A 19016-nucleotide genomic window follows, 5' to 3' on the forward strand; every position below is an offset into this window, starting at 1 on the left:
ACTCATAGAGTGGCGCGTCTCTTTCGAAGGACGACGATCGAGATTGCGGCGAGCACAGCGAGGGCGCCCCCTGCGATGGTTGCCCAGACCCACCACCTCCAACCATCGCCAAGATCAGGTTGCGGTGTCATGGCATCGCCAGCGCGCACCGCCAGGCTGGCAGTGTCGCCCGCTGGGCCAGTGGCAACGGTGTCGCCAATCAATGACGCCCAGCGATTCTCCAAACCACGGATGTAATCGAAACTTTGGTCCACCAGGCCCCAGTCACCCGTGCTGTTCACTGCGAGCACCGTCCGTCCGTTCTGGGAGAACGCCTGCACCACACCAAGCGGACCATGAACATCGACGTCCGTTATCGGGGAACCGTTGACATCGACGACGCTGGCGCCAGTGGTAAGCATCGGCGGCTCCATTCCCGCGCGCGCAAGCTGTTCGCCGGTCGCGACGACCAGCAGGCCGGAGCCACGCGCGGCGGCTTCGTCGAGTGTCGCAAGACGAGGTCGCAGGGCAACCGCTGAGTGTTGCCCCATCAGGTTTATTGCCTGCGCGGCATAGCGAATGTGCTCCGGCTGGTCGATCGCGACATCGAACTCAGGCGCAAATGCCATTGGTAGAACCGGAAACCCGCCGCGATTGTGACTACCAGGTGTGACGGTAACCGTCGACCGCGGATCGACAGCAAACGTAATTCTGTCGGTGAGTGGGGCGCAGTCTCTTTCGGGGTTGTAGCGAATCTCCAGCGAGAGACCGACATTCGACGCAATGGTTTCCGCAGGAAGATCAAAGGACAAGTCGAGGAGACCCGACTCGTCGAGCTTGCGAGATGCAAGCACGGTGCTTCCTGAGCGAATCAAAATGGAAGCATCTCCCGATGTAACAGAGGTGTAGTTGGAGATGAAATGCACCTGTGCGTGGTCGATAGAGCCGACGGCGAACTCCGATGCATCGAACCCGACGTAGAGCGTGTCCACCCCCAATACCTCTGCCTCAGCGGCCATATCAAGTTCGCCGAAACTGCGCGTGTATGCCGCTGTAGGAAGCTGAGTCTTCATTGAAGTGACCGAAGCAGTCGATGTTTGTGCGAGCTCGTATCGACGGTCGGCGAAGAGGTCGACCTGACGGATGAGTTCTTCACCCTTCCCGGTGATCGCGAGGACCGCTCCTTGCGTTCCGGGATTCTCGACTGCGATCCCTGGGTTGTCGCCCTCGCGGATCTCGATCGACCGTCGTGTTGGTCCGCCAGTGCGCCCAACCGGTGTAGACGAAGTGTCGACGTCGATACGGACCGGGATGGGTCGACTCAATTGCGTGAGCTTCGCAACGAGCGCGAGCGCCGCCTGCTGCTGATCACGACTCGGGTTCGGCCCTACTCCAATCGTGATCTGGTCGAGGTAGCGTGGAAGGAAGCCCGCGATTGTCATGGGGTCTGGCGTAGGACCAGAGAATGTGGTCATGAGCTGACTCAAGCTCAGCGAAGGCAGTTGGGTGCAGCTATTTGAAGGTGGATTGTTATCGCGCAGAATGAAACTCAGCGGCGCGCGTCCTTCGGTCACCTGTGCGGCAGTAATCTCGACGGCGAACGGCACTGTCGACACACCGACAGGCACAGGGATGCTGCCGAGCACGATGCCGCGCGCGTCCAGGACATCGACACGGCCATCGATTACGTTGACTACCGATCCGATCTGGCCGGTCAACATTGACGGTCCGATGCCTTGGGGTACTGGGATCGATGTGTCGAAAGACTGATTGGAGCCGATCAGTTCCAGCTTGTCGGGAAGCCCCAACTGTCTCAGGCTGATCGCTGGTGTGACATTCGGCTCGGCGGCCGCGGTCTCATAGGGCTGTGCTGATGCGATAGGACCAGCAGGTAGCACGATCGGAACTGCTGCGGTGCCGACGACAGCAAGCGGCACGATGAGCGCCCGCGCGATGGCGCGCATTAGCTTCCTCCAGTGGTGGGGGTCGAGGCTGTGGAATGGGTGAGGCCGTGCACCGTCTTCTCCCAAAAGAATGGCCGGAATACCAACTGGTACAGCGCTTTCAGTGCGGCGACAGACTGTAGGAGCCAGTACAGTGGCGCCAGCAGCGCGGCCCACCATAGATAGGGTTTACCGAGGGCTTGGGTAGCGACCAGGCCGACAAAGATCGACAGCGGTGCGCCGACAATGAACAGCACGAGGCAGATGTAATACGTGACCGGCGGGAATACTTCAGCCACGAACTGCGGTCGGCCGAGCACCCACACCAGCATGATGAACCAGAAGACGAGGTTGGTGGCGGCAGTCAGAGGAACTCCGCCGGTCATGTTTATCAGTCGTAGAGTCGCTTTGATGCCGATGGAATCGCGCAGCTTGACCGGGCTACGCAGGTGGACCAGCATCGTCTGCAGGTAACCTTTGTACCAACGCGACCGTTGTCGGATCCAGTTGACCACATCGGAGTTGGCTTCCTCCAACGTGATCGAATCCAGGATGAGTGTCCGGTAACCGTGCCGCGCGAGGCGAACGCCCAGGTCGGCGTCCTCGGTGACGTTGAACTCGTCCCAGCCGCCGATCTCGCGCCACACTCGGGTTCTCATATGGTTGGAGGTGCCGCCGAGGGGGACGACGCCTCGCAACTTTTCGACAGCGGGTAGTACGATTCCGAACCACTGGTCGTACTCGAGCGAGAACCACCGGGTGAGCAGATTCTGCCGCTCGTTGAAGTACGCGAGCCGCGCTTGTAGACAACCGATTTCAGATGACACACGACGGAATGCGGCGACAGCGCGCCGAAGTTGGAGCGGATCTGGAATGTCCTCGGCGTCGTAGATGGTCACCATCTCGCCTTTGAGGTCGGGCAGCGACATACCGTAGTTGCATGCTTTGGGCTTCGTCTTGGGCAAGCTGTGTGGCACCAGGACGATCCGCACGGACTGGAGGTCTGCATCGAAGAGCGCTGTCTGCGTGGCGATGTCGTCTTCTTCTACCAGCAGCAGGATCTCCAGTCTGTCGCCGGGGTAGTCGAGCCTGCCCACTCCGTTGATGAGGTTGGACACGATGGCAGGTTCGTCGTAGACGGGCAGCAGCACGGTGTAGACCGGGAGCTCGTCGTCGGTCAGCGCCATGGCTTCTTCGTCGCTCACGTGAACCAGCGCGGACGCCTTCAAGCCCTTGAGCACCAGATAGTTTCGGTCGATCGTCGACCACAGATACAGCATTGCGATCAGCAGGGTGATCAGCGGAGGCACATGATGTGGGAGGGTGTACACGGTGCCTGCGAGAAGCAACACTGCGCAGCCAATGATGACCAGCGAGGTACGGCCGAGAAGTGTGCGTGCCGACATATGCGCCGGAAGCACGACTGCGTCGCTGGTCTCATTCACCGGTCGGCACCCTCGACGCCGTCTCTGAGGCATTCACGAGTAGCTTCACCACTGCGTCTGCGCCCGCAACGACGAGCGGGTCGACCTGACCGGCGCCGTCAGGCTGCTGGCGAGCCAACCACAACGCGGGCCTGATTGACGTATCGAGGAAGGACAACGCCGCTGGCACCGGCGGCTGCGCATCGCTACTGAGCGCCTGATTGACGATCACGGTGACACGTTGGTACGCATCTCCGGTCTTCCACATCCAAGTGACGGCATACCAGTTGGCATCGGCCGCGTCAGTGGTGGCGTCGGCATTGCTGTGGATGATCCGGGCCCCAGCCGGCATCGAATGGCCTTCGGCCGATTGGTATTCGATCGGCCTACTGCTCGGATACCAGATCGCGTCGTCGAAGTCGGCGAGCGCGGGCAGTCGGTGAGTGGTGATGACGTCGACGGCCGCCGCGGGCATTCCGCGCTTGGCAGGTACGCCGTAGCGGACGAATGTGGCGTCAGCGCCGACATACCTTGTGATGAACGGGAAGTGCGCCGCCTCGATGAGGCCCGCGCGCTGCTCCCAGTCGGCGGCGACCGGAGAAGCGTATTGGCTGCGCGCGTGCGGAGGATTGATCAGCAGCAGCATCACCGCCAGAAGGATCAGCATCAACATGGCCAGCGGTGAACGGTGCGGCATGTCGGACCACGCGCTGCTCGCGTTACTCATCAAGTGCGCATCACGCAGCAACATGACCGCGGTGACGACGACGGGCACGATGCCGGCGACCAGCAGAACCGTGGCAGCGAGACTCAAGTGGTTCTCGACGAGCAGCACTAACGTGCTTGCGCTGACCAGGCACACCATGGTGGCCGACAGTCGCCGCCCCAGCGAGGCGCAGCGTCCGGCGAGAAACACTGCCGTCGCGCCGAGAGCCGCGGTCAGCAATGCCACCGCGGTGTCCGAACCGCCGACCGCTGCGGCCGTCAGCAGAAAAGGCAGTGGGCTGACGCAACACAGGGCAAACAACCACAGCTGCCACATCCGCACCACATGCCGGACTCCGAACATGACCGCCACCAAGCACGCGATCCAGAGCAGTACGCCCCACAGGTCCATCTGCCATTGGACGGCCAACGTCGGCATGCGATTGCGCAATAGATAGATGCCGGTGAACCCGACGATGCCCGCGATGATGGCGACGATCCAGTCCGACTCGGTGTCGCTTACGCCGCGCGGTGCTTGGCGGTAACCCGAGGCGATGACGCCGATCAGAATCGGTAGGACGAGCAACACCACAACGCGTGATCCGGCCAGCGCGTCGCCGAGGGTATCCGCGATCGTGAACGCGTAGGCGGCGAAGGACAGTATCGCGAAGACCACAAGGCGGGGCCAGTGTCGGTGAGTAGTCGCAATTGAACTGCGCGACGGCGCGTCGACCAACGAAAGCGGGCGCGCGGGAGCGACGAGCGACGTTTCCAAGGTTCACCTCTGTGACGCCTGGGGGCGGGGCGTTCAGTTATGAGATTTGCTAGGGCAAGGACGGTACTGATGACGTGTTTATGCCTTTGTGCAAGGTATCAGCAAATTCCGTAACTGGGTGGTACATATGAAACAAATCACATCGACGTCAATATTTGGCAAACGCTCGAGGCGGGCACTCCACGTAGCGCGATCTTGATGACGGGCACGTCAATGATGGTTCAGCGCGCGCACTGCGGTGCGCGCCGCGCGCGCCGCCTCGTCGTTGCCCTAGGCTTGTCCACGTGCCCGCTGAGCCAACTTCGGCGATCTACATCGCTTCACCAGAGGGCGACACGGGTAAGTCGACAATCGCCCTGGGCATCCTTCATCGGCTCGCGACCAACGTCGCAAAAGTTGGCGTTTTCCGCCCCATCACCCGCCTCGGCGAAGATCGCGACTACATCCTCGAGTTGTTGCTGTCGCAAGCGACCGCGGGCCTGCCCTACGAGGATTGTGTGGGCGTCGGCTACCAACAGCTGCACGAGGACCCCGACGCTGCCCTCGGCGACATCGTCGATCGGTATCACCGGGTGGCCGACCAGTGCGATGCCGTGCTGATTGTCGGCAGTGACTACACCGACGTCGCGGCGCCGAGCGAGTTGTCCACCAACGCCCGCATCGCGGCAAACCTCGGGGCGCCCGTCGTCCTTGCGGTGAAGGCGAAGGACCGCAGCTCAGAACAGGTCGCCGTGATCGTCGACGTGTGCCTGGCCGAGATCAGTACCCAGCACGCGCACACGGCAGCAGTGGTGGCCAACCGCTGCGATCCCGACGGGATGGCCGATCTGGCCGCAGCGCTGGAGCCGTTCGGCCCGAAGTGTTACGTCGTGCCCGAGGAGCCGCTGCTGGTCGCCCCGTCGGTCGCCGAGTTGCAGGCCGCCGTCGAGGGCACCGTGATCGCCGGCGATCCCGCGCTGCTCTCGCGCGAGGCATTGGATGTGCTGGTGGCGGGCATGACCGCCGAGCACGTGCTGGAGCGGTTGAAGGAAAGCGTCGCCGTCATCACGGCAGGCGACCGATCCGATGTCGTCCTGGCGGTCGTGAGCGCGCATGCGGCCGAAGGCTTTCCGTCGTTGTCCTGCTTGATCCTCAACGGCGGTCTTGATCTGCACCCGTCGATCTCGTCGCTGGTCTCGGGCTTGGGCTTGCGGCTGCCGATCATCGCGACCCGGTACGGGACCTTCGAGACTGCCAGCCGGGTGGCGTCAGCGCGCGGCCGGGTCACCGCCACCTCGGTGCGCAAGATCGACACCGCACTGGCGCTGATGGACGCGCACGTCGATATCGCGGACCTGCTGGCGCAGTTGACCATCGACATCCCGTCTGTCGTCACGCCGCAGATGTTCACCTACCAGCTGCTGGACTGGGCACGCTCGGATCGCAAGCGCATCGTGCTGCCCGAGGGTGAGGACGATCGCATCCTCACCGCGGCGGGCCGGCTGCTGCAGCGCGGCGTCGCCGACCTGACGATCCTCGGCGAGGAAGCCCAGATCCGCGCGCGGGCAGCCGAACTCGGTCTCGATCTGTCCGCGGCGGCGGTACTCAACCCGAAGACCAGCGAGCTGTGCGACACATTCGCCGAACAGTACGCCCAGCTACGCAAGCACAAGGGCGTCACCGTCGAGCAGGCTCGCGAGATCATCCACGACGTCTCCTACTTCGGCACCATGCTCGTGCACAATGACATGGTCGACGGCATGGTGTCCGGCGCTCGCCACACCACCGCTCACACCGTTCGGCCGTCGTTCGAGATCATCAAGACGCTGCCCGACGTCTCCACGGTATCGAGCATTTTTCTGATGTGCCTTGCCGACCGCGTGCTCGCCTACGGTGACTGCGCGATCGTGCCGGATCCGACATCGGAACAACTCGCCGACATCGCGATCTCGTCGGCACGCACCGCGGCCAGGTTCGGTATCGACCCGCGGGTGGCCATGCTGTCGTACTCGACGGGCACCAGCGGCACCGGTGCTGACGTCGACAAGGTCAGGGCTGCAACGGAACTCGTGCGTGAGCGGGAACCGGACCTGCTGGTCGACGGACCCATTCAGTACGACGCGGCGGTCGAGCCGTCGGTGGCGAAGACGAAGATGCCCGACTCGAAGGTCGCCGGACGCGCGACCGTGCTGATCTTCCCCGACCTCAACACCGGCAACAACACCTACAAGGCTGTCCAGCGAAGCGCCGGTGCGATCGCCATCGGCCCGGTGCTGCAGGGCCTCAAGAAACCGGTCAACGACCTGTCGCGGGGTGCCCTGGTGGAGGACATCGTCAACACAGTCGCTATCACGGCGATTCAGGCGCAGACGCTGTGAGTCGCGTTCTGGTCGTGAACTCGGGTTCGTCGTCGCTGAAATATGCGGTTGTGGAAGCGGATTCGGGCGCCATGATCGCCGACGGCATCATCGAGCGGATCGGCGAAGGTGAAGTGCCAGACCACGCCGCGGCGCTGCAGGCGGTGTTCGACGAGTTGGCCGATGACATGGCGGGACTGGTTGCCGTCGGTCATCGAGTGGTGCACGGCGGTCCGGACATCTATCAGCCCACACTCGTCGACGACGCACTGATCGCCAAGATCGAAGAGTTGTCGCCGCTTGCGCCGCTGCACAATCCGCCTGCGCTGCTGGGCATCGAGGTGGCGCGCAGGGCGTTACCCGATCTTCCCCATGTCGCCGTCTTCGACACCGCCTTCTTTCACGACCTGCCACCCGCTGCGGCCACCTATGCCATCGACCGCGACATCGCCACTGAATGGAACGTTCGGCGGTACGGGTTCCACGGCACCTCCCACCAATACGTCAGCGAACAGGCAGCCGAATTCCTCGGTGCTCCTCTGGATTCGCTGCGCCAGATCGTGTTGCACCTGGGCAACGGAGCGTCGGCGTCGGCGATTGTCGGCGGCAGGCCGGTGGACACGTCGATGGGTCTGACGCCGATGGAGGGCCTGGTGATGGGCACCCGCTCCGGCGATATCGATCCCGGGATCATCACTTACCTGTCACGCACCGCCAAGATGAGCGTCGACGACATCGAGTCAATGCTCAACCGTCGCGCCGGAATGCTCGGCCTCGGTGGTGAGATCGACTTCCGGGTGGTGCACCAGCGCATCGAATCAGGGGATACCGCAGCGCAATTGGCGTACGACGTCTACATCCACCGGCTGCGCAAGTACATCGGCGCCTACCTCGCCGTGCTCGGCTCGGCCGATGTCATCACCTTCACGGCGGGGGTCGGCGAGAACGACGCCGCTGTCCGCCGTGACGCGCTGAGCGGTATGTCGGCGCTGGGCATTGAGCTCGACGAGCAACTCAACGCCGAGCCGGGCAAGGCGGCACGCCGCATCTCCGCGGAGAACTCACCGACGACCGTGCTGGTCGTTCCCACTGACGAGGAGCTGGCGATCGCCAGGGCGTGCGTCTCGGTTATTACTGAGCCAGGCTGAGCAGCGGCGCCTGCTCAAGTGGCAGCGCACCATCTGGATCACAGATCTGCAGAAGGCGGCGCACCTGCCTGCCGGCCTGCAGCACCCACGTGGCTTCGCTTCCGCAACAGATCACGTTGATGTTGTGCAGCGCGGCGAAGCCGGCGGTGCCCAGGAAGTCGACGAGTCGGAGGTCGAGGACGACAAGGGTCGCACCCGCGATGTGGCGCTGAACGTAGCCGGCGAGTTCCCGGCTGTTCGACGCGTCGATCTCGCCCTCGACAACGACGGTGACGGTCGACGGCGTGTCGCGATGCGCGGTGAACACCCCGCGATGGTGCTCCTCGCGCTTGCCGATGGATTCGGGGTCGGGTCTGAATACCCGGGATGTACTGATAGTCACTGTGGGCCTCCTCAGGCGAACACATTTCGCTGCGGATGCCGTCAGGGGTTCGAGCCCTTTTTCTTAAAGCGCACCTATGACGTCACCAGTCTGGTGGGCTGCAAATCTCAACCTGAGCTGAACGCTACTACGAATTTCGTTCGATGACTATGGCAGGTTGATGAGGGAATTTTTGCTCGATCCGCTTTCGGCCCCGGCCACGAGCTACGGATTTCGTAGCTGTGGCTCAGAACGTCGACGTCGGCCGCACGCTGTTCGCCAGGTCGACCAGCGCGTACCGGTGTCCCTGGGTCGGTGCTACCCGAGCGAGGCTGCGTAGCGAGGATTCGACACCGAGTTGCAGCCCGTGCTCGGTGAAGGGAAAGCCGAGAATGTGATTGGTGCTCGCGGTGTTGTCCGCCAGCCAGTCCATCGCGGTGCCAAGGACCAGCGCACGGATCTGCAGCACCCGGGGCTCGGTGTCGGGCAGGGCCTCGACCCGTCGCGCCGCATCGCGGATGTGCTGCTCGGTGATCTCACTCGTCGACCGGCCGGACAGCAGCGTCACCGCACTCGTCAGCCGCGCTGTCGTGAAGTGCCGCGACATCACGGGTACCTGGTCCAGTGTGCGGACGGCGCCGTCGCGGTCGCCTGCCGCCGACTGCGAACGCGCCAATCCGAATCCGGCCGAGATGACGCCGTTGTCGGTCGACCACACGGTGTCGTAGAACTTGCGTTGCGGTGCCTCGTCGATCTGCGCGCCTGCCAGTTCAGCGGTAGCAGCCAGCGCGAGTTTGGGCGCCAGCTCGCCGGGCAAAGTGTCGAGCACCTCGGTGAAATACTTTGTGGCCGAGTCGTAGTCGGACGTGAGCATCGCCGATACGGCGCGGAACCACACCAGCCGCCAACGCCAGCCGACCCGCTCGGCGAGATCATCGAGCTTGCGCGTCGCCTTGGCGACGTCGCCGAGGTCGAGTAGCGCGCGCACTTCCATCAGCGGCATTTCCACCGACTCCGACAGATCGATGCCTTCTGAATCCAGCGCACCGTGGCGGGCGGCGCGCAACGAGTCCAGTGTCTGTACGGGCTGAGAGAGCAGCGTCGCCGACAACACCGTCGCACCGACGTCCGCCGGATCGACCAGTGGGACCTGCAGCGCCTTGACGATGTCCTGCGCGGTGAGACGTTCGGAATGCACCTGTCCGTCGAGGTAGACGTCGGTGTGGGCGACCAGCAGGTCCACCCCGAACGTCGAACGCGAAGGGGAGAACACCGTCGACAGACCGGGGCGCGGTACACCGGTGTCGGAAGCCACCACCTCGCGCAGTACACCGAGCAACTGGCTTGTCATCTCCTCGGCGCTGGCGAATCGGCGTCGCGGATCCGGGTCGATTGCGCGGCGCAGCAGCCTGGCGAACGAGTCGTACTCTGCGAGCACCGGATCGTCTTCGGGCAGGCCGTCGGTGTAGCGGCCCTTGCGGGTACGCATGTTCAGCGTCAGCGCGGCCAGGGTGCGGCCCACGGTGTAGATATCGGTGGCGACGGTCGGCCCGGTACGCACGATCTCCGGGGCCTGGTAACCCGGGGTGCCGTAAAGGTATCCGAACGAGTTGATGGTCGACACCGCGCCGAGGTCGATCAGCTTGAGCTGCTCCTCGGTGATCATGATGTTCTCGGGTTTGAGGTCGTTGTAGGTCAACCCGATCGAGTGCAGATATCCAAGGGCGGGAAGGATTTCCAGCATGTAGCCGATGGCCTGGGCAACCGGCACCTTCTCGCCCTTGGCCTGCTTGAGCGACGTGCCGCCGACGTACTCCATCACGATGTAGCCGACCGGGTTGCCGTGCTTGTCGTCGTGCTCGACGAAGTTGTAGATCTTCACGATTCCGGGGTGGGTCACCTCGGCGAGGAACTGGCGCTCCAGCATCGCGATCTTCTGCGCCTCGGCGTCACCGGAATGCACGAGACCCTTGAGGACGACCGGGCGTTCGTTGACGTTGTGATCGAAGGCCAGATACACCCAGCCGAGACCGCCATGGGCGATGCAGCCTTTGATTTCGTACTGGTCGTTGATCATGTCGCCCGGACTCAGTTGCGGCAGAAAGGAATACGCGCTGCCGCAGTGTGGGCACCAGCCCTCTGACAACGCTTCGCCGTCGTTCGACGATCGGCCCACGGGACGGCCGCAGTTCCAGCAGAACCGCTTCTTCTCGGCGACCACCGGGTTGGTCATCAGCGCTTCGAGCGGGTCCTTCGCGCGTACCCGGGGGATCTCGACGAGGCCACCGCCGAGGCGGCGCGTCGGCGACAACGCGCGCGTCGCCGTTGTGTGCTCCTGCGGTTCGGTATCGCCGGTGCCGACGGACATTCCCTCGGAGTCGTCGTCGAAATGTGGACGGTAGACCGCCTGGGTGGCCATCGGTCGCATCGTCGCGGCGCTGTCGAATTCCAGGTCGTCGAGGCTAGCCGGTTGAGTGCCCGGGTTGGCCTCGTCGAATTCCTCGGACTGCACCTCTGCCATCAGCCCGAATACCTCGCTACCGGTGGTGCCGGAGCAGGGCCCAGCACCGTCAACCACTTGCGGTACAACGTGTTCCACGTGCCGTCGCGGCGAATGCGCTCCAGCGTGCCGTTGACAAAGCGCACCAGCCCGGTGTTTTCCAGGTTGATCCCGATACCGTAGGGCTCCTCGTTGAGGCTGGGCCCGACGATGTGGAGGTAGGGATCCTGGGCCACCAACCCGGCCAGTATGGAGTCGTCGGTGCTGACCGCGTCGGCCTGGCGCTGCTGCAACGCCACCAGGCAGTCAGCCCACGCAACGACACCGACGATGATCGGTGGCGGCGTGATCTCCTGGATCCGCTGCATCGACGTCGTGCCCTTCGCGACGCACACCCGCTTACCGGATAGGTCAGACGGCTCCGAGATCGTCGAATCACGCGCCGCCAGGATCCGCTGGTTGGCGTTGAAGTACACCGTGGAGAAGTTGACGAGTTTCTTGCGTTCACAGGTGATGGTCATGGTCTTCACGACGACGTCCACCTGATTGTTCTGCAATCCGGCGATCCGGTCGGCCGACGACAGGATGCGGTACTCGACCTGTGACGGGGTGCCGAAGATGTCGCGGGCGATCTCGCCGGCGATGTCGACGTCAAACCCGGTGATCGCACCAGTGATCGGGTCTCGGAAGGAGAACAGGTTGCTGCCGATGTCGAGCCCGACGATCAGCCGCCCGCGCCCCCGGATGTTCTCGACTGCGGCCTCGGCATCGGATCGGTTGTTGAACGGCCGCAGGCTCGCGGTGCGGTCACACTCGTCTTGGGATTCATCGGGGATACGGACCGGCTCGGGCGGCACCTCGTCCATGCCTGCTGGTGTCGGTGGAGCAATAGTGACCCCGGGCGTCTGAATCACCGACGACGCCTGCGCGCAGCCTGCCAGCACCACCGATGTGGCGAGTACGGCAGCGAGTTTCTTGATCATTACCGGTACTCACTCAACCTCGGCCACAAACCCAGTGCCACCGCCAACGCCGCGACGACGGACAGCACCGCTGCTCCGACGGTGGCGCCGGACAGTACGCGGTGGGCGTTGACGATGTCGCTGCGTAGCTGATTGCGGCTTTCCGCGATGCCCTTCCCGAGCGCGTCGTCGAGCTTGTTGAACGCCGGGGTGGAGTCGTCCTCACCGGTTCCCAGCGCTACCTGGGTGGCGGCCTGATAGTTGCCGACCGCGATGTAGGCGTTGATCCGGTCGTCGGCGGCGCGCCACCGCTTGAGCAGCGCTTCGGCGTCGGCCAGATCGGTCTTGTCTATGACGTCGTCGCGGGCGAGGTAATCCGACAGCTGCTGCTGCATCACGTCGATGCGCTGGTAGTACGACTGCTTACGCACGTCCTCGTCGCCGCGGCGAATCAGGGACAGGGTTTCGTCGGCGCGGGCCTGCTGGGCGGTGATCGCGAGAGTCGTCACCGTCTTGAGGGATTCGGCGGCAGTGTCTTTCGCGCTGCGGCTGTCGGCGGTCGAGATGATCAGCGCGGTGCCGACCCACACCAGCATGATCAGCACCGCCAGGCCGCCCGCGATGAATCCGATGTTGATGCGCCGCCGGGTCCGGCGGGCCAGCCAGCGGTTGGCGAAGACACCGAACAACAGCGTCGCGAGCACGACGAGGATCACCGGACCCGGAATGCGTGTCGACGCCGACGTTTCCGTATCCACCCGCGCCGAGGTTTCCTCGTAGAGGCGCTGCGCGTCGGGCAGGATCCGGGTCTGCATCAACGCGGACGCCTCGGATAGATAGGAAGAGCCCACCGGATTTCCGGCCCGGTTGTTGGTGCGGGCCGTCTCGACCAGGCCGGTGTACACCGACAATTCGGCATTGACCCGGCCGAGCAACTGCACCATCGGCTCGTCGGTGAGCCCACTCGATGCCCTGGTGACCGCGACGGATGCGTCGGTGATCGCCTGCTCGTAGCGCTGCCGGACGTCGCGCGGTTCGGCGCCGGCGATGAACGCCGTGGCCGCTGCGGCGTCGGCCACCGACAGCGTGGTGTACAGCTGCCCCGCGGCGAAGGCCAGCGGTTCGGTGTGGTTGAGAACGGTGGTCAACGCTGCTTGACGATCGTTGATGGTCGTCGACGTGGCAAAGGCGCTCGCGATCACCAATGCGGACAGCACAACGCCGATGCTCAGAATGCGGCCAGGGGTGGTCCAGAGGAACCACCAGCGCGGGTGCGCTGGTGTTGTGGGCGACCGCGACGCAAGTGGTTCGGTCGACGGATGCGCCAACTCCACAGTCACGTGTGCGCGGACCTGCTTTCCGGCTATCGTTTTCCGACCATTCCCACTCTATAAAAAAATCCTAAGAGCTTCATCGAAGACGCGCGTCCGTATTCTTGACGGGTGCGTGGCGATGGCGACGGCTGGGTGGTGTCCGATACCGGCTCGTGGTTCTGGGGTAGGCATGGTGCGGCGGGTCTGTTGTTGCGGGCGCCGCATCACGACGGTTCGGCGGCATATCTGTTGCAGCACCGGGCTGCGTGGAGTCATCAGGGCGGAACGTGGGGTTTACCCGGCGGTGCCCGGGACAGTCACGAAACCGTCGAACAGGCGGCCATCCGGGAGGCGCACGAGGAAGCCGGATTGTCCGGAGAACAGCTCACGGTGCGAACGACGGTCATCACCAAAGAGGTGTTCGGTGACGACGGCGCCCACTGGAGCTACACGACCGTCATCGCCGATGCCCCCGAACAGCTGGCGACCACACCCAATCGGGAGAGCGCGGAATTACGGTGGGTCGCCGAGGACGAGGTCGCCGACCTGCCGCTGCACCCCGGTTTCGCCGCCAGCTGGGCGCTGTTGCGCACTGAGTCGGCTTCGATCCCGCTGCTCAACAAGCAGCTCTGAGCTCGCCTTTCAACAGTCGTGCCGCCGCGGCCGGATCGTCGGCCTCGGTGATCGCGCGCACCACTACAACCCGGCGTGCTCCTGCCGCAATGACCTCCGACAGCCGCGCCGCGTCGATCCCACCGATCGCGAACCAAGGCTTCTGCGTCCCCGACCGCGCGGCAGTCCGCACGAGGTCGAGGCCCGGTGCCGCACGTCCGGGCTTCGTCGGCGTCGGCCAGCACGGCCCGACACAGAAGTAGTCGACGTCCTCCGACGTCGCCGCGGCCACCTGTGCGTCGTCGTGGGTGGACCGGCCGATCAGCGGGCCGGCACCGATGACGCGGCGGGCCACCGGAAGTGGCAGATCGTCCTGGCCCAGATGCAGCACATCGGCCCCCGCGGCCAGCGCGATGTCGGCCCGATCGTTGACCGCCAGCAGCGCGCGGTGGCGGCGCGCGGCGTCGGCGAGGATGGCCAGCGCTTCGAGTTCCTGGCGTGCCTCAAGCGGCCCGAACTTTCGCTCACCCGGCGAGCCCTTGTCCCGCAATTGGATGATGTCGACCCCGCCCGTCAGCGCCGCGTCGGCGAATTCGGCGAGGTCGCCGCGCTCACGCCGGGCGTCGGTGCACAGGTACAGCGAGGCGGTGGCGAGGCGTTCGGCGGGTGTGTGCACACCGCGACGCTAGCGACCGGGTCCGGGACTGAGGTAGCCGACTACGCTATGGCCGCCGAGGCGGCCTCGCGAAGGTCGAGGTATGACCAAGATCGGCGAACACGCGGTGGTACTGGGTGCGAGCATGGGCGGGCTGTCGGCCGCGCGTGTGCTGGCAGAGCATTTCGAAACGGTGACCGTGGTCGAACGGGACGTGCTTCCGCACAGTTCGGCCAATCGGCGGGGCGTCCCGCAGGGCAGGCACGGTCACGCGATTCTGGGTAGAGGGCTGGCGGCGCTCGCCGACTTCTTCCCCGGATTCGCCGACGACCTCCTCGCCGCTGGCGTCCCGGTACTCGACTACCGCGATTTGTCCGAGACGTATCTGTCTTTCGCGGGCCACCTCATACCGCGTAGCGGCGGTTTGGCCAATGTTCCAGCGGTGTTCATTCCGAGTCGTCCGCTGCTGGAAACCCTTGTCCGGCAGCGCCTCCGGGCTTTCGAAAGCGTGAATCTGCTCGACGGTTACGACGTCGCCGCGCTGCTGTCGGACGCGGGCGGAGACCGTGTCACCGGTGCGCGGGTGAAAGCCCACAATTCGGATCGGGAGCATGTGCTGAACGCCGACTTGGTGGTGGATGCGACCGGACGCGCCGCACGGACACCGGCTCTGCTGAATGCGCTGGGATATGGCCGGCCACCCGAGTGCAGCGTCAAGGTCCGGGTGACGTATTCGAGTCAGCTGTTTCAACTGCCCCCGGGCGCCCTGCGGGAGAAGATCGTGCTTGTCGGTCCCGTTCCCGGCAGGCCGTTCGGGATGGCACTTCTGGGCTACGAGAACGACACATGGATGTTGACTGTCTTCGGCATGGCCGGGTGCACACCACCGGATGTGTCTGACGAGATGATCGATTTCGCCGCCGGCCTGGCGCCCCGGCATGTGATCGACGCGGTCAGGGCCGGAGAGGCACTGGGCGAACCGTGTCGGTTCGGCTACCCGGAGAGCCGGTGGCGCCGGTTCGACAAGATGCGTCGGTTCCCCGACGGTCTGGTTGTGCTGGGGGACGCGATGTGCAGCTTCAACCCGATCTACGGACAGGGCATGACGGTGGCGATGCTGCAGGCCGAGGCGCTCGGCCAGTGTTTGCAGGAAGGGCCCGTTGACCTTCCGCGTCGGTATTTCCGGGCTGCAGCCAAACCCGTCGGAGTGGCCTGGCAGTTCGCGACGGGAGCCGACCTCAAACTGCCGGAGATCGAGGGTCCCCGGTCGCTTGCCGTGCGGCTGACAAACTCCTACGCCGACCGACTACAGGCCGCCGGCGAATACGATCTCGACGTTGCCGCGCAATTCCTTCGCGTCGTCGGACTGATGGATCCCCCCGCGAACCTGGTGCGCCCCAGGATGCTCCTGCGAACCGCCATGCGCGGCGGGCGTTCGGCGTCTGCCCAGGAAGCGGGGGTGCTGACCCCGTCCTAGTACGCTGAGAACCCTGACACGGGAGTCCCGAGAGCGGGGACTGAGAGTGGGCACGCCTGCCCTTACCGTCACACCTGATCCGGGTCATGCCGGCGAAGGGAGGGGAATTGGCGACGAGATCAGTGGCCGTCATCGGTGGCGGCGTGATCGGGTTGGCGATCGCACGACGAGCGGCGCTCGACGGTTGGACCGTGCGTGTGCACCGCAGCCACGAACCGGGTTCGTCATGGGTGGCAGGTGGCATGCTCGCCCCGCACAGCGAGGGCTGGCCCGGTGAAGAGCGGCTGCTGCGACTCGGGCTGGCGTCACTGAAGATGTGGCACAGCGACTTCCTCGACGGCCTTCCCGACAGCGTCGTCACCGCGCGCGAATCGCTCGTCGTCGCCGTCGACAGGGCCGACGCCGCGGATCTGAAGACCGTCGGCGAGTGGTTGGCCGCTCAGGGGCATCCGGTGGAGCTCACCACCGCCGCCCGCGACATCGAACCGCTGCTCGCGCAGGGCATCCGTCACGGGTTTCGCGCGGAAACCGAACTGGCCGTGGATAATCGGGCCGTGGTCGATGCCCTGGCCGCGCATTGCGACCGGCTCGGGGTGCAGTGGGCTCCCGCCCTCGGTGAGTTGGCGGAGGCCAGGGCGGACACCGTGGTGATCGCCAACGGTATCGACGCGCCTTCACTGTGGCCGGGTCTGCCGATCCGCCCTGTGAAGGGCGAAGTGCTTCGGCTGCGCTGGCGCAGAGGTTGTATGCCGGTGCCGCAGCGCGTGATCCGCGCCCGCGTGCACGGCCGCCAGGTGTACCTGGTGCCGCGGCACGACGGCGTGGTCGTCGGCGCCACGCAGTACGAGCACGGTCGGGACATCGCCCCCGCCGTCACAGGTGTGCGCGAACTGCTCGACGACGCATGCGCGGTGATGCCCGCCCTCGGGGAGTACGAATTCGCCGAATGCGCAGCCGGGCTGCGCCCGATGACGCCCGACGGACTTCCCGTCGTCGGCCGGCTCGACGACCGCACACTGGTTGCCGGCGGGCATGGGCGCAATGGATTTCTGCTGGCGCCGTGGACGGCCGAGGCGATACTGGGGGAGCTGAACGGGAGGAGCCGATGAAAATCTCGGTAAACGACGAAGCCGTCGAAGTCGACGATGGCACGACCGTCGCCGCGTTGGTGGAACGGCTCGGCTTCGGTGAAAAGGGCATCGCGGTGGCGGTTGACTGGTCGGTGCTGCCCCGGTCGGAATGGGAGACGACGCTCGCCGATGGCGCGCGGGTCGAGGTGGTGACGGCGGTGCAGGGTGGTTGACACGAAGCTGACGATCGCCGGTCGCGCGTTCGGATCCCGTCTCATCCTCGGTACGGGTGGCGCGGCCAACCTCACGGTCCTCGAAGAGGCTCTGGTGGCGTCGGGTACGGAACTGACCACGGTGGCGATGCGTCGCGTCGACAGCGAGGGCGGCACCGGTGTGCTCGATCTGCTGAACCGGCTCGGCATCACGCCGTTGCCGAACACCGCGGGCTGCCGGGGCGCCGCCGAGGCGGTGCTGACCGCCCAGCTCGCCCGCGAAGCGCTGCAGACCGACTGGGTCAAACTCGAGGTCATCGCCGACGAGCGAACCCTGCTGCCGGACGCCGTCGAATTGATCAGGGCCGCAGAGCAGTTGGTTGACGACGGATTTGTCGTGCTGCCCTACACCAACGACGATCCCGTGCTCGCGCGCCGGCTGGAGGACACCGGCTGCGCCGCCGTCATGCCGCTGGGCTCGCCGATCGGGACGGGACTGGGCATCGCCAACCCGCACAACATCGAGATGATCGTCGAACACGCGTCGGTGCCGGTTGTGCTCGACGCCGGTATCGGCACCGCGAGCGACGCCGCGATGGCGATGGAGCTCGGCTGCGACGCAGTCCTTCTCGCGACGGCCGTCACCCGAGCCGCCGATCCGCCCACCATGGCCGCGGCGATGGCCTCCGCCGTCACCGCCGGATATCTGGCCCGTCAGGCCGGCCGGATCCCGAAGCGGTTCTGGGCGCAAACATCCAGCCCGTCTTTATGAGAAGGTATGTGGCGCTGGGCAGTTCGATGGCCGCCGGACCGGGAATCCGGCCACGGGCCAACGGTGCCCCGTTCTTCGCGGGCCGTTCGGCGCGCAACTACCCGCATCTGGTCGCCGACCGTCTCGGATTTGATCTCGTCGATGTGACTTACTCCGGCGCGAAGACCGCACACGTGCTCGCTCAGACGCAGCCGGGCGCCGCGCCGCAGATCGAGGCACTGGATGGGACCGAAGACCTGATCACCGTCACCATCGGCGGCAACGACGTCGGCTACGTGCCACTGCTATTCGCGGCCGGGTTGCCCAGGTTCGTGCGTGCCCTCCCGCTGTTCGGCAAGCGCGAGGGGGCTCTGGACGAGGTCGCCGAGTCGCTGCGAACCGTCGGCCGAAGCCTGCGACAACGCTCACCGCAGGCGCGGGTGTTGTTCGTCGACTACCTGACGCTGCTGCCGCCGCCCGGGACCGCCGCCCCGCCACTGTCCGACGCCGACGCCGCCAGGGGACGGCACGTGGCCGATGAGTTGGCGCGGGCAACCGCCCAAGCCGCCGCCGACACCGGCTGCGAGCTCGTGCGGGCAGCCGAGCACAGCGTGGCCCACCACGCGTGGTCCGCCGACCCGTGGACGACCGGATTCGGGCTGCCGCTGCCCTGTCGTCCCGCGCCCCTGCACCCCAACGCCGCGGGCATGCGGGCGGTCGCGGATCTGGTCGTCGCGCAGATGTCCGGGCCCGGTGCCGCCGACTCGGGCTAACGTGGTGCCGATGGGGCGCA

Annotated in this window: 16 protein-coding genes and 1 riboswitch; of the genes, 8 read left to right on the forward strand and 8 right to left on the reverse strand. The window is 65.2% G+C overall.

All coding sequences use genetic code 11. The features are described 5' to 3' along the window. Positions 1–2 precede the first annotated feature (2 nt). Genes ACIA48_RS04680 through ACIA48_RS04690 form a run of 3 tightly spaced genes read right to left on the reverse strand, consistent with a single transcriptional unit; the run spans position 3 to position 4727 of the window. Entirely contained in the window at positions 3–1943 is a 1941-nt protein-coding gene (locus ACIA48_RS04680) for a hypothetical protein (protein WP_396728070.1), read from the reverse strand. After that, positions 1943–3328, reverse strand: a complete 1386-nt coding sequence (locus ACIA48_RS04685; RefSeq protein WP_396728515.1) for a glycosyltransferase — start codon at positions 3326–3328, stop codon at positions 1943–1945. Before ACIA48_RS04685 ends, ACIA48_RS04680 begins: the two co-directional genes overlap by 1 nt. Before the next feature lie 31 nt (positions 3329–3359). Continuing rightward, positions 3360–4727: a hypothetical protein gene (locus tag ACIA48_RS04690; protein WP_396728072.1), complete on the reverse strand. Its 1368-nt coding sequence runs from the start codon at positions 4725–4727 to the stop codon at positions 3360–3362. Positions 4728–5110: 383 nt separating this feature from the next. On the opposite strand from ACIA48_RS04690, the gene pta reads away from it, so the two are divergent. Further along, positions 5111–7183, forward strand: a complete 2073-nt coding sequence (gene pta / locus ACIA48_RS04695; RefSeq protein WP_396728074.1) for a phosphate acetyltransferase — start codon at positions 5111–5113, stop codon at positions 7181–7183. Next, the gene (locus tag ACIA48_RS04700; RefSeq protein WP_396728076.1) at positions 7180–8310 is read left to right on the forward strand and encodes an acetate kinase; all 1131 of its coding nucleotides are present in this window, start codon (positions 7180–7182) and stop codon (positions 8308–8310) included. Before pta ends, ACIA48_RS04700 begins: the two co-directional genes overlap by 4 nt. On the opposite strand, the gene ACIA48_RS04705 is transcribed toward ACIA48_RS04700, so the two are convergent. The 4 genes from ACIA48_RS04705 to glnX form a co-directional block, all read right to left on the reverse strand. Then, positions 8294–8692, reverse strand: coding sequence for an STAS domain-containing protein (locus ACIA48_RS04705; protein WP_396728078.1), 399 nt, complete (start codon positions 8690–8692; stop codon positions 8294–8296). The two genes, ACIA48_RS04700 and ACIA48_RS04705, sit on opposite strands and share 17 nt — an antisense overlap. 226 nt (positions 8693–8918) lie before the next feature. Next, positions 8919–11192 (reverse strand): serine/threonine-protein kinase PknG, encoded by a 2274-nt coding sequence (locus ACIA48_RS04710; protein ID WP_396728080.1) that lies wholly within the window; start codon positions 11190–11192, stop codon positions 8919–8921. Continuing rightward, the gene (locus ACIA48_RS04715; protein ID WP_396728082.1) at positions 11192–12154 is read right to left on the reverse strand and encodes a glutamate ABC transporter substrate-binding protein; all 963 of its coding nucleotides are present in this window, start codon (positions 12152–12154) and stop codon (positions 11192–11194) included. Before ACIA48_RS04715 ends, ACIA48_RS04710 begins: the two co-directional genes overlap by 1 nt. After that, positions 12154–13473: a protein kinase G-activating protein GlnX gene (gene glnX / locus ACIA48_RS04720; RefSeq protein WP_396728084.1), complete on the reverse strand. Its 1320-nt coding sequence runs from the start codon at positions 13471–13473 to the stop codon at positions 12154–12156. Before glnX ends, ACIA48_RS04715 begins: the two co-directional genes overlap by 1 nt. Before the next feature lie 102 nt (positions 13474–13575). On the opposite strand from glnX, the gene ACIA48_RS04725 reads away from it, so the two are divergent. Continuing rightward, positions 13576–14079: an NUDIX hydrolase gene (locus ACIA48_RS04725; protein WP_396728086.1), complete on the forward strand. Its 504-nt coding sequence runs from the start codon at positions 13576–13578 to the stop codon at positions 14077–14079. Here the strand turns inward: ACIA48_RS04725 and thiE are convergent. Further along, positions 14063–14734 carry a thiamine phosphate synthase gene (gene thiE / locus ACIA48_RS04730; protein ID WP_396728088.1) on the reverse strand — a complete coding sequence of 224 codons (672 nt, stop codon included), beginning with the start codon at positions 14732–14734 and terminating at the stop codon, positions 14063–14065. The two genes, ACIA48_RS04725 and thiE, sit on opposite strands and share 17 nt — an antisense overlap. Before the next feature lie 82 nt (positions 14735–14816). On the opposite strand from thiE, the gene ACIA48_RS04735 reads away from it, so the two are divergent. The 5 genes from ACIA48_RS04735 (at position 14817) to ACIA48_RS04755 (ending at position 18996) form a co-directional block, all read left to right on the forward strand. Beyond that, a complete protein-coding gene (locus ACIA48_RS04735) occupies positions 14817–16190 on the forward strand; it encodes an FAD-dependent oxidoreductase (protein ID WP_396728090.1) in 1374 nt (457 codons plus the stop codon). Between the two features lie 8 nt (positions 16191–16198). Then, positions 16199–16308: riboswitch (TPP riboswitch) on the forward strand. Further along, the gene (gene thiO, locus ACIA48_RS04740) at positions 16277–17299 is read left to right on the forward strand and encodes a glycine oxidase ThiO (RefSeq protein WP_396728092.1); all 1023 of its coding nucleotides are present in this window, start codon (positions 16277–16279) and stop codon (positions 17297–17299) included. Its footprint overlaps the riboswitch before it by 32 nt. After that, positions 17296–17493: a sulfur carrier protein ThiS gene (gene thiS, locus ACIA48_RS04745; protein WP_396728094.1), complete on the forward strand. Its 198-nt coding sequence runs from the start codon at positions 17296–17298 to the stop codon at positions 17491–17493. Before thiO ends, thiS begins: the two co-directional genes overlap by 4 nt. Then, positions 17486–18244, forward strand: a complete 759-nt coding sequence (locus ACIA48_RS04750) for a thiazole synthase (protein ID WP_396728095.1) — start codon at positions 17486–17488, stop codon at positions 18242–18244. The genes thiS and ACIA48_RS04750 overlap by 8 nt, the downstream gene beginning before the upstream one ends. Then, entirely contained in the window at positions 18241–18996 is a 756-nt protein-coding gene (locus tag ACIA48_RS04755) for an SGNH/GDSL hydrolase family protein (RefSeq protein ID WP_396728097.1), read from the forward strand. Before ACIA48_RS04750 ends, ACIA48_RS04755 begins: the two co-directional genes overlap by 4 nt. The last annotated feature ends 20 nt before the right edge of the window (positions 18997–19016 follow it).

Source organism: Mycobacterium sp. NPDC051804 (assembly GCF_044452905.1).
Lineage (GTDB): Bacteria > Actinomycetota > Actinomycetes > Mycobacteriales > Mycobacteriaceae > Mycobacterium.

Coding starts and splice junctions, on each gene's coding strand:
- ACIA48_RS04685 (WP_396728515.1), bottom strand. CDS start 3,328: ATGTCGGCACGCACACTTCTCGGCCGTACCTCGCTGGTCATCATTGGC.
- thiS (WP_396728094.1), top strand. CDS start 17,296: ATGAAAATCTCGGTAAACGACGAAGCCGTCGAAGTCGACGATGGCACG.
- ACIA48_RS04680 (WP_396728070.1), bottom strand. CDS start 1,943: ATGCGCGCCATCGCGCGGGCGCTCATCGTGCCGCTTGCTGTCGTCGGC.
- ACIA48_RS04735 (WP_396728090.1), top strand. CDS start 14,817: ATGACCAAGATCGGCGAACACGCGGTGGTACTGGGTGCGAGCATGGGC.
- ACIA48_RS04755 (WP_396728097.1), top strand. CDS start 18,241: ATGAGAAGGTATGTGGCGCTGGGCAGTTCGATGGCCGCCGGACCGGGA.
- ACIA48_RS04715 (WP_396728082.1), bottom strand. CDS start 12,154: ATGATCAAGAAACTCGCTGCCGTACTCGCCACATCGGTGGTGCTGGCA.
- thiO (WP_396728092.1), top strand. CDS start 16,277: ATGCCGGCGAAGGGAGGGGAATTGGCGACGAGATCAGTGGCCGTCATC.
- ACIA48_RS04710 (WP_396728080.1), bottom strand. CDS start 11,192: ATGGCAGAGGTGCAGTCCGAGGAATTCGACGAGGCCAACCCGGGCACT.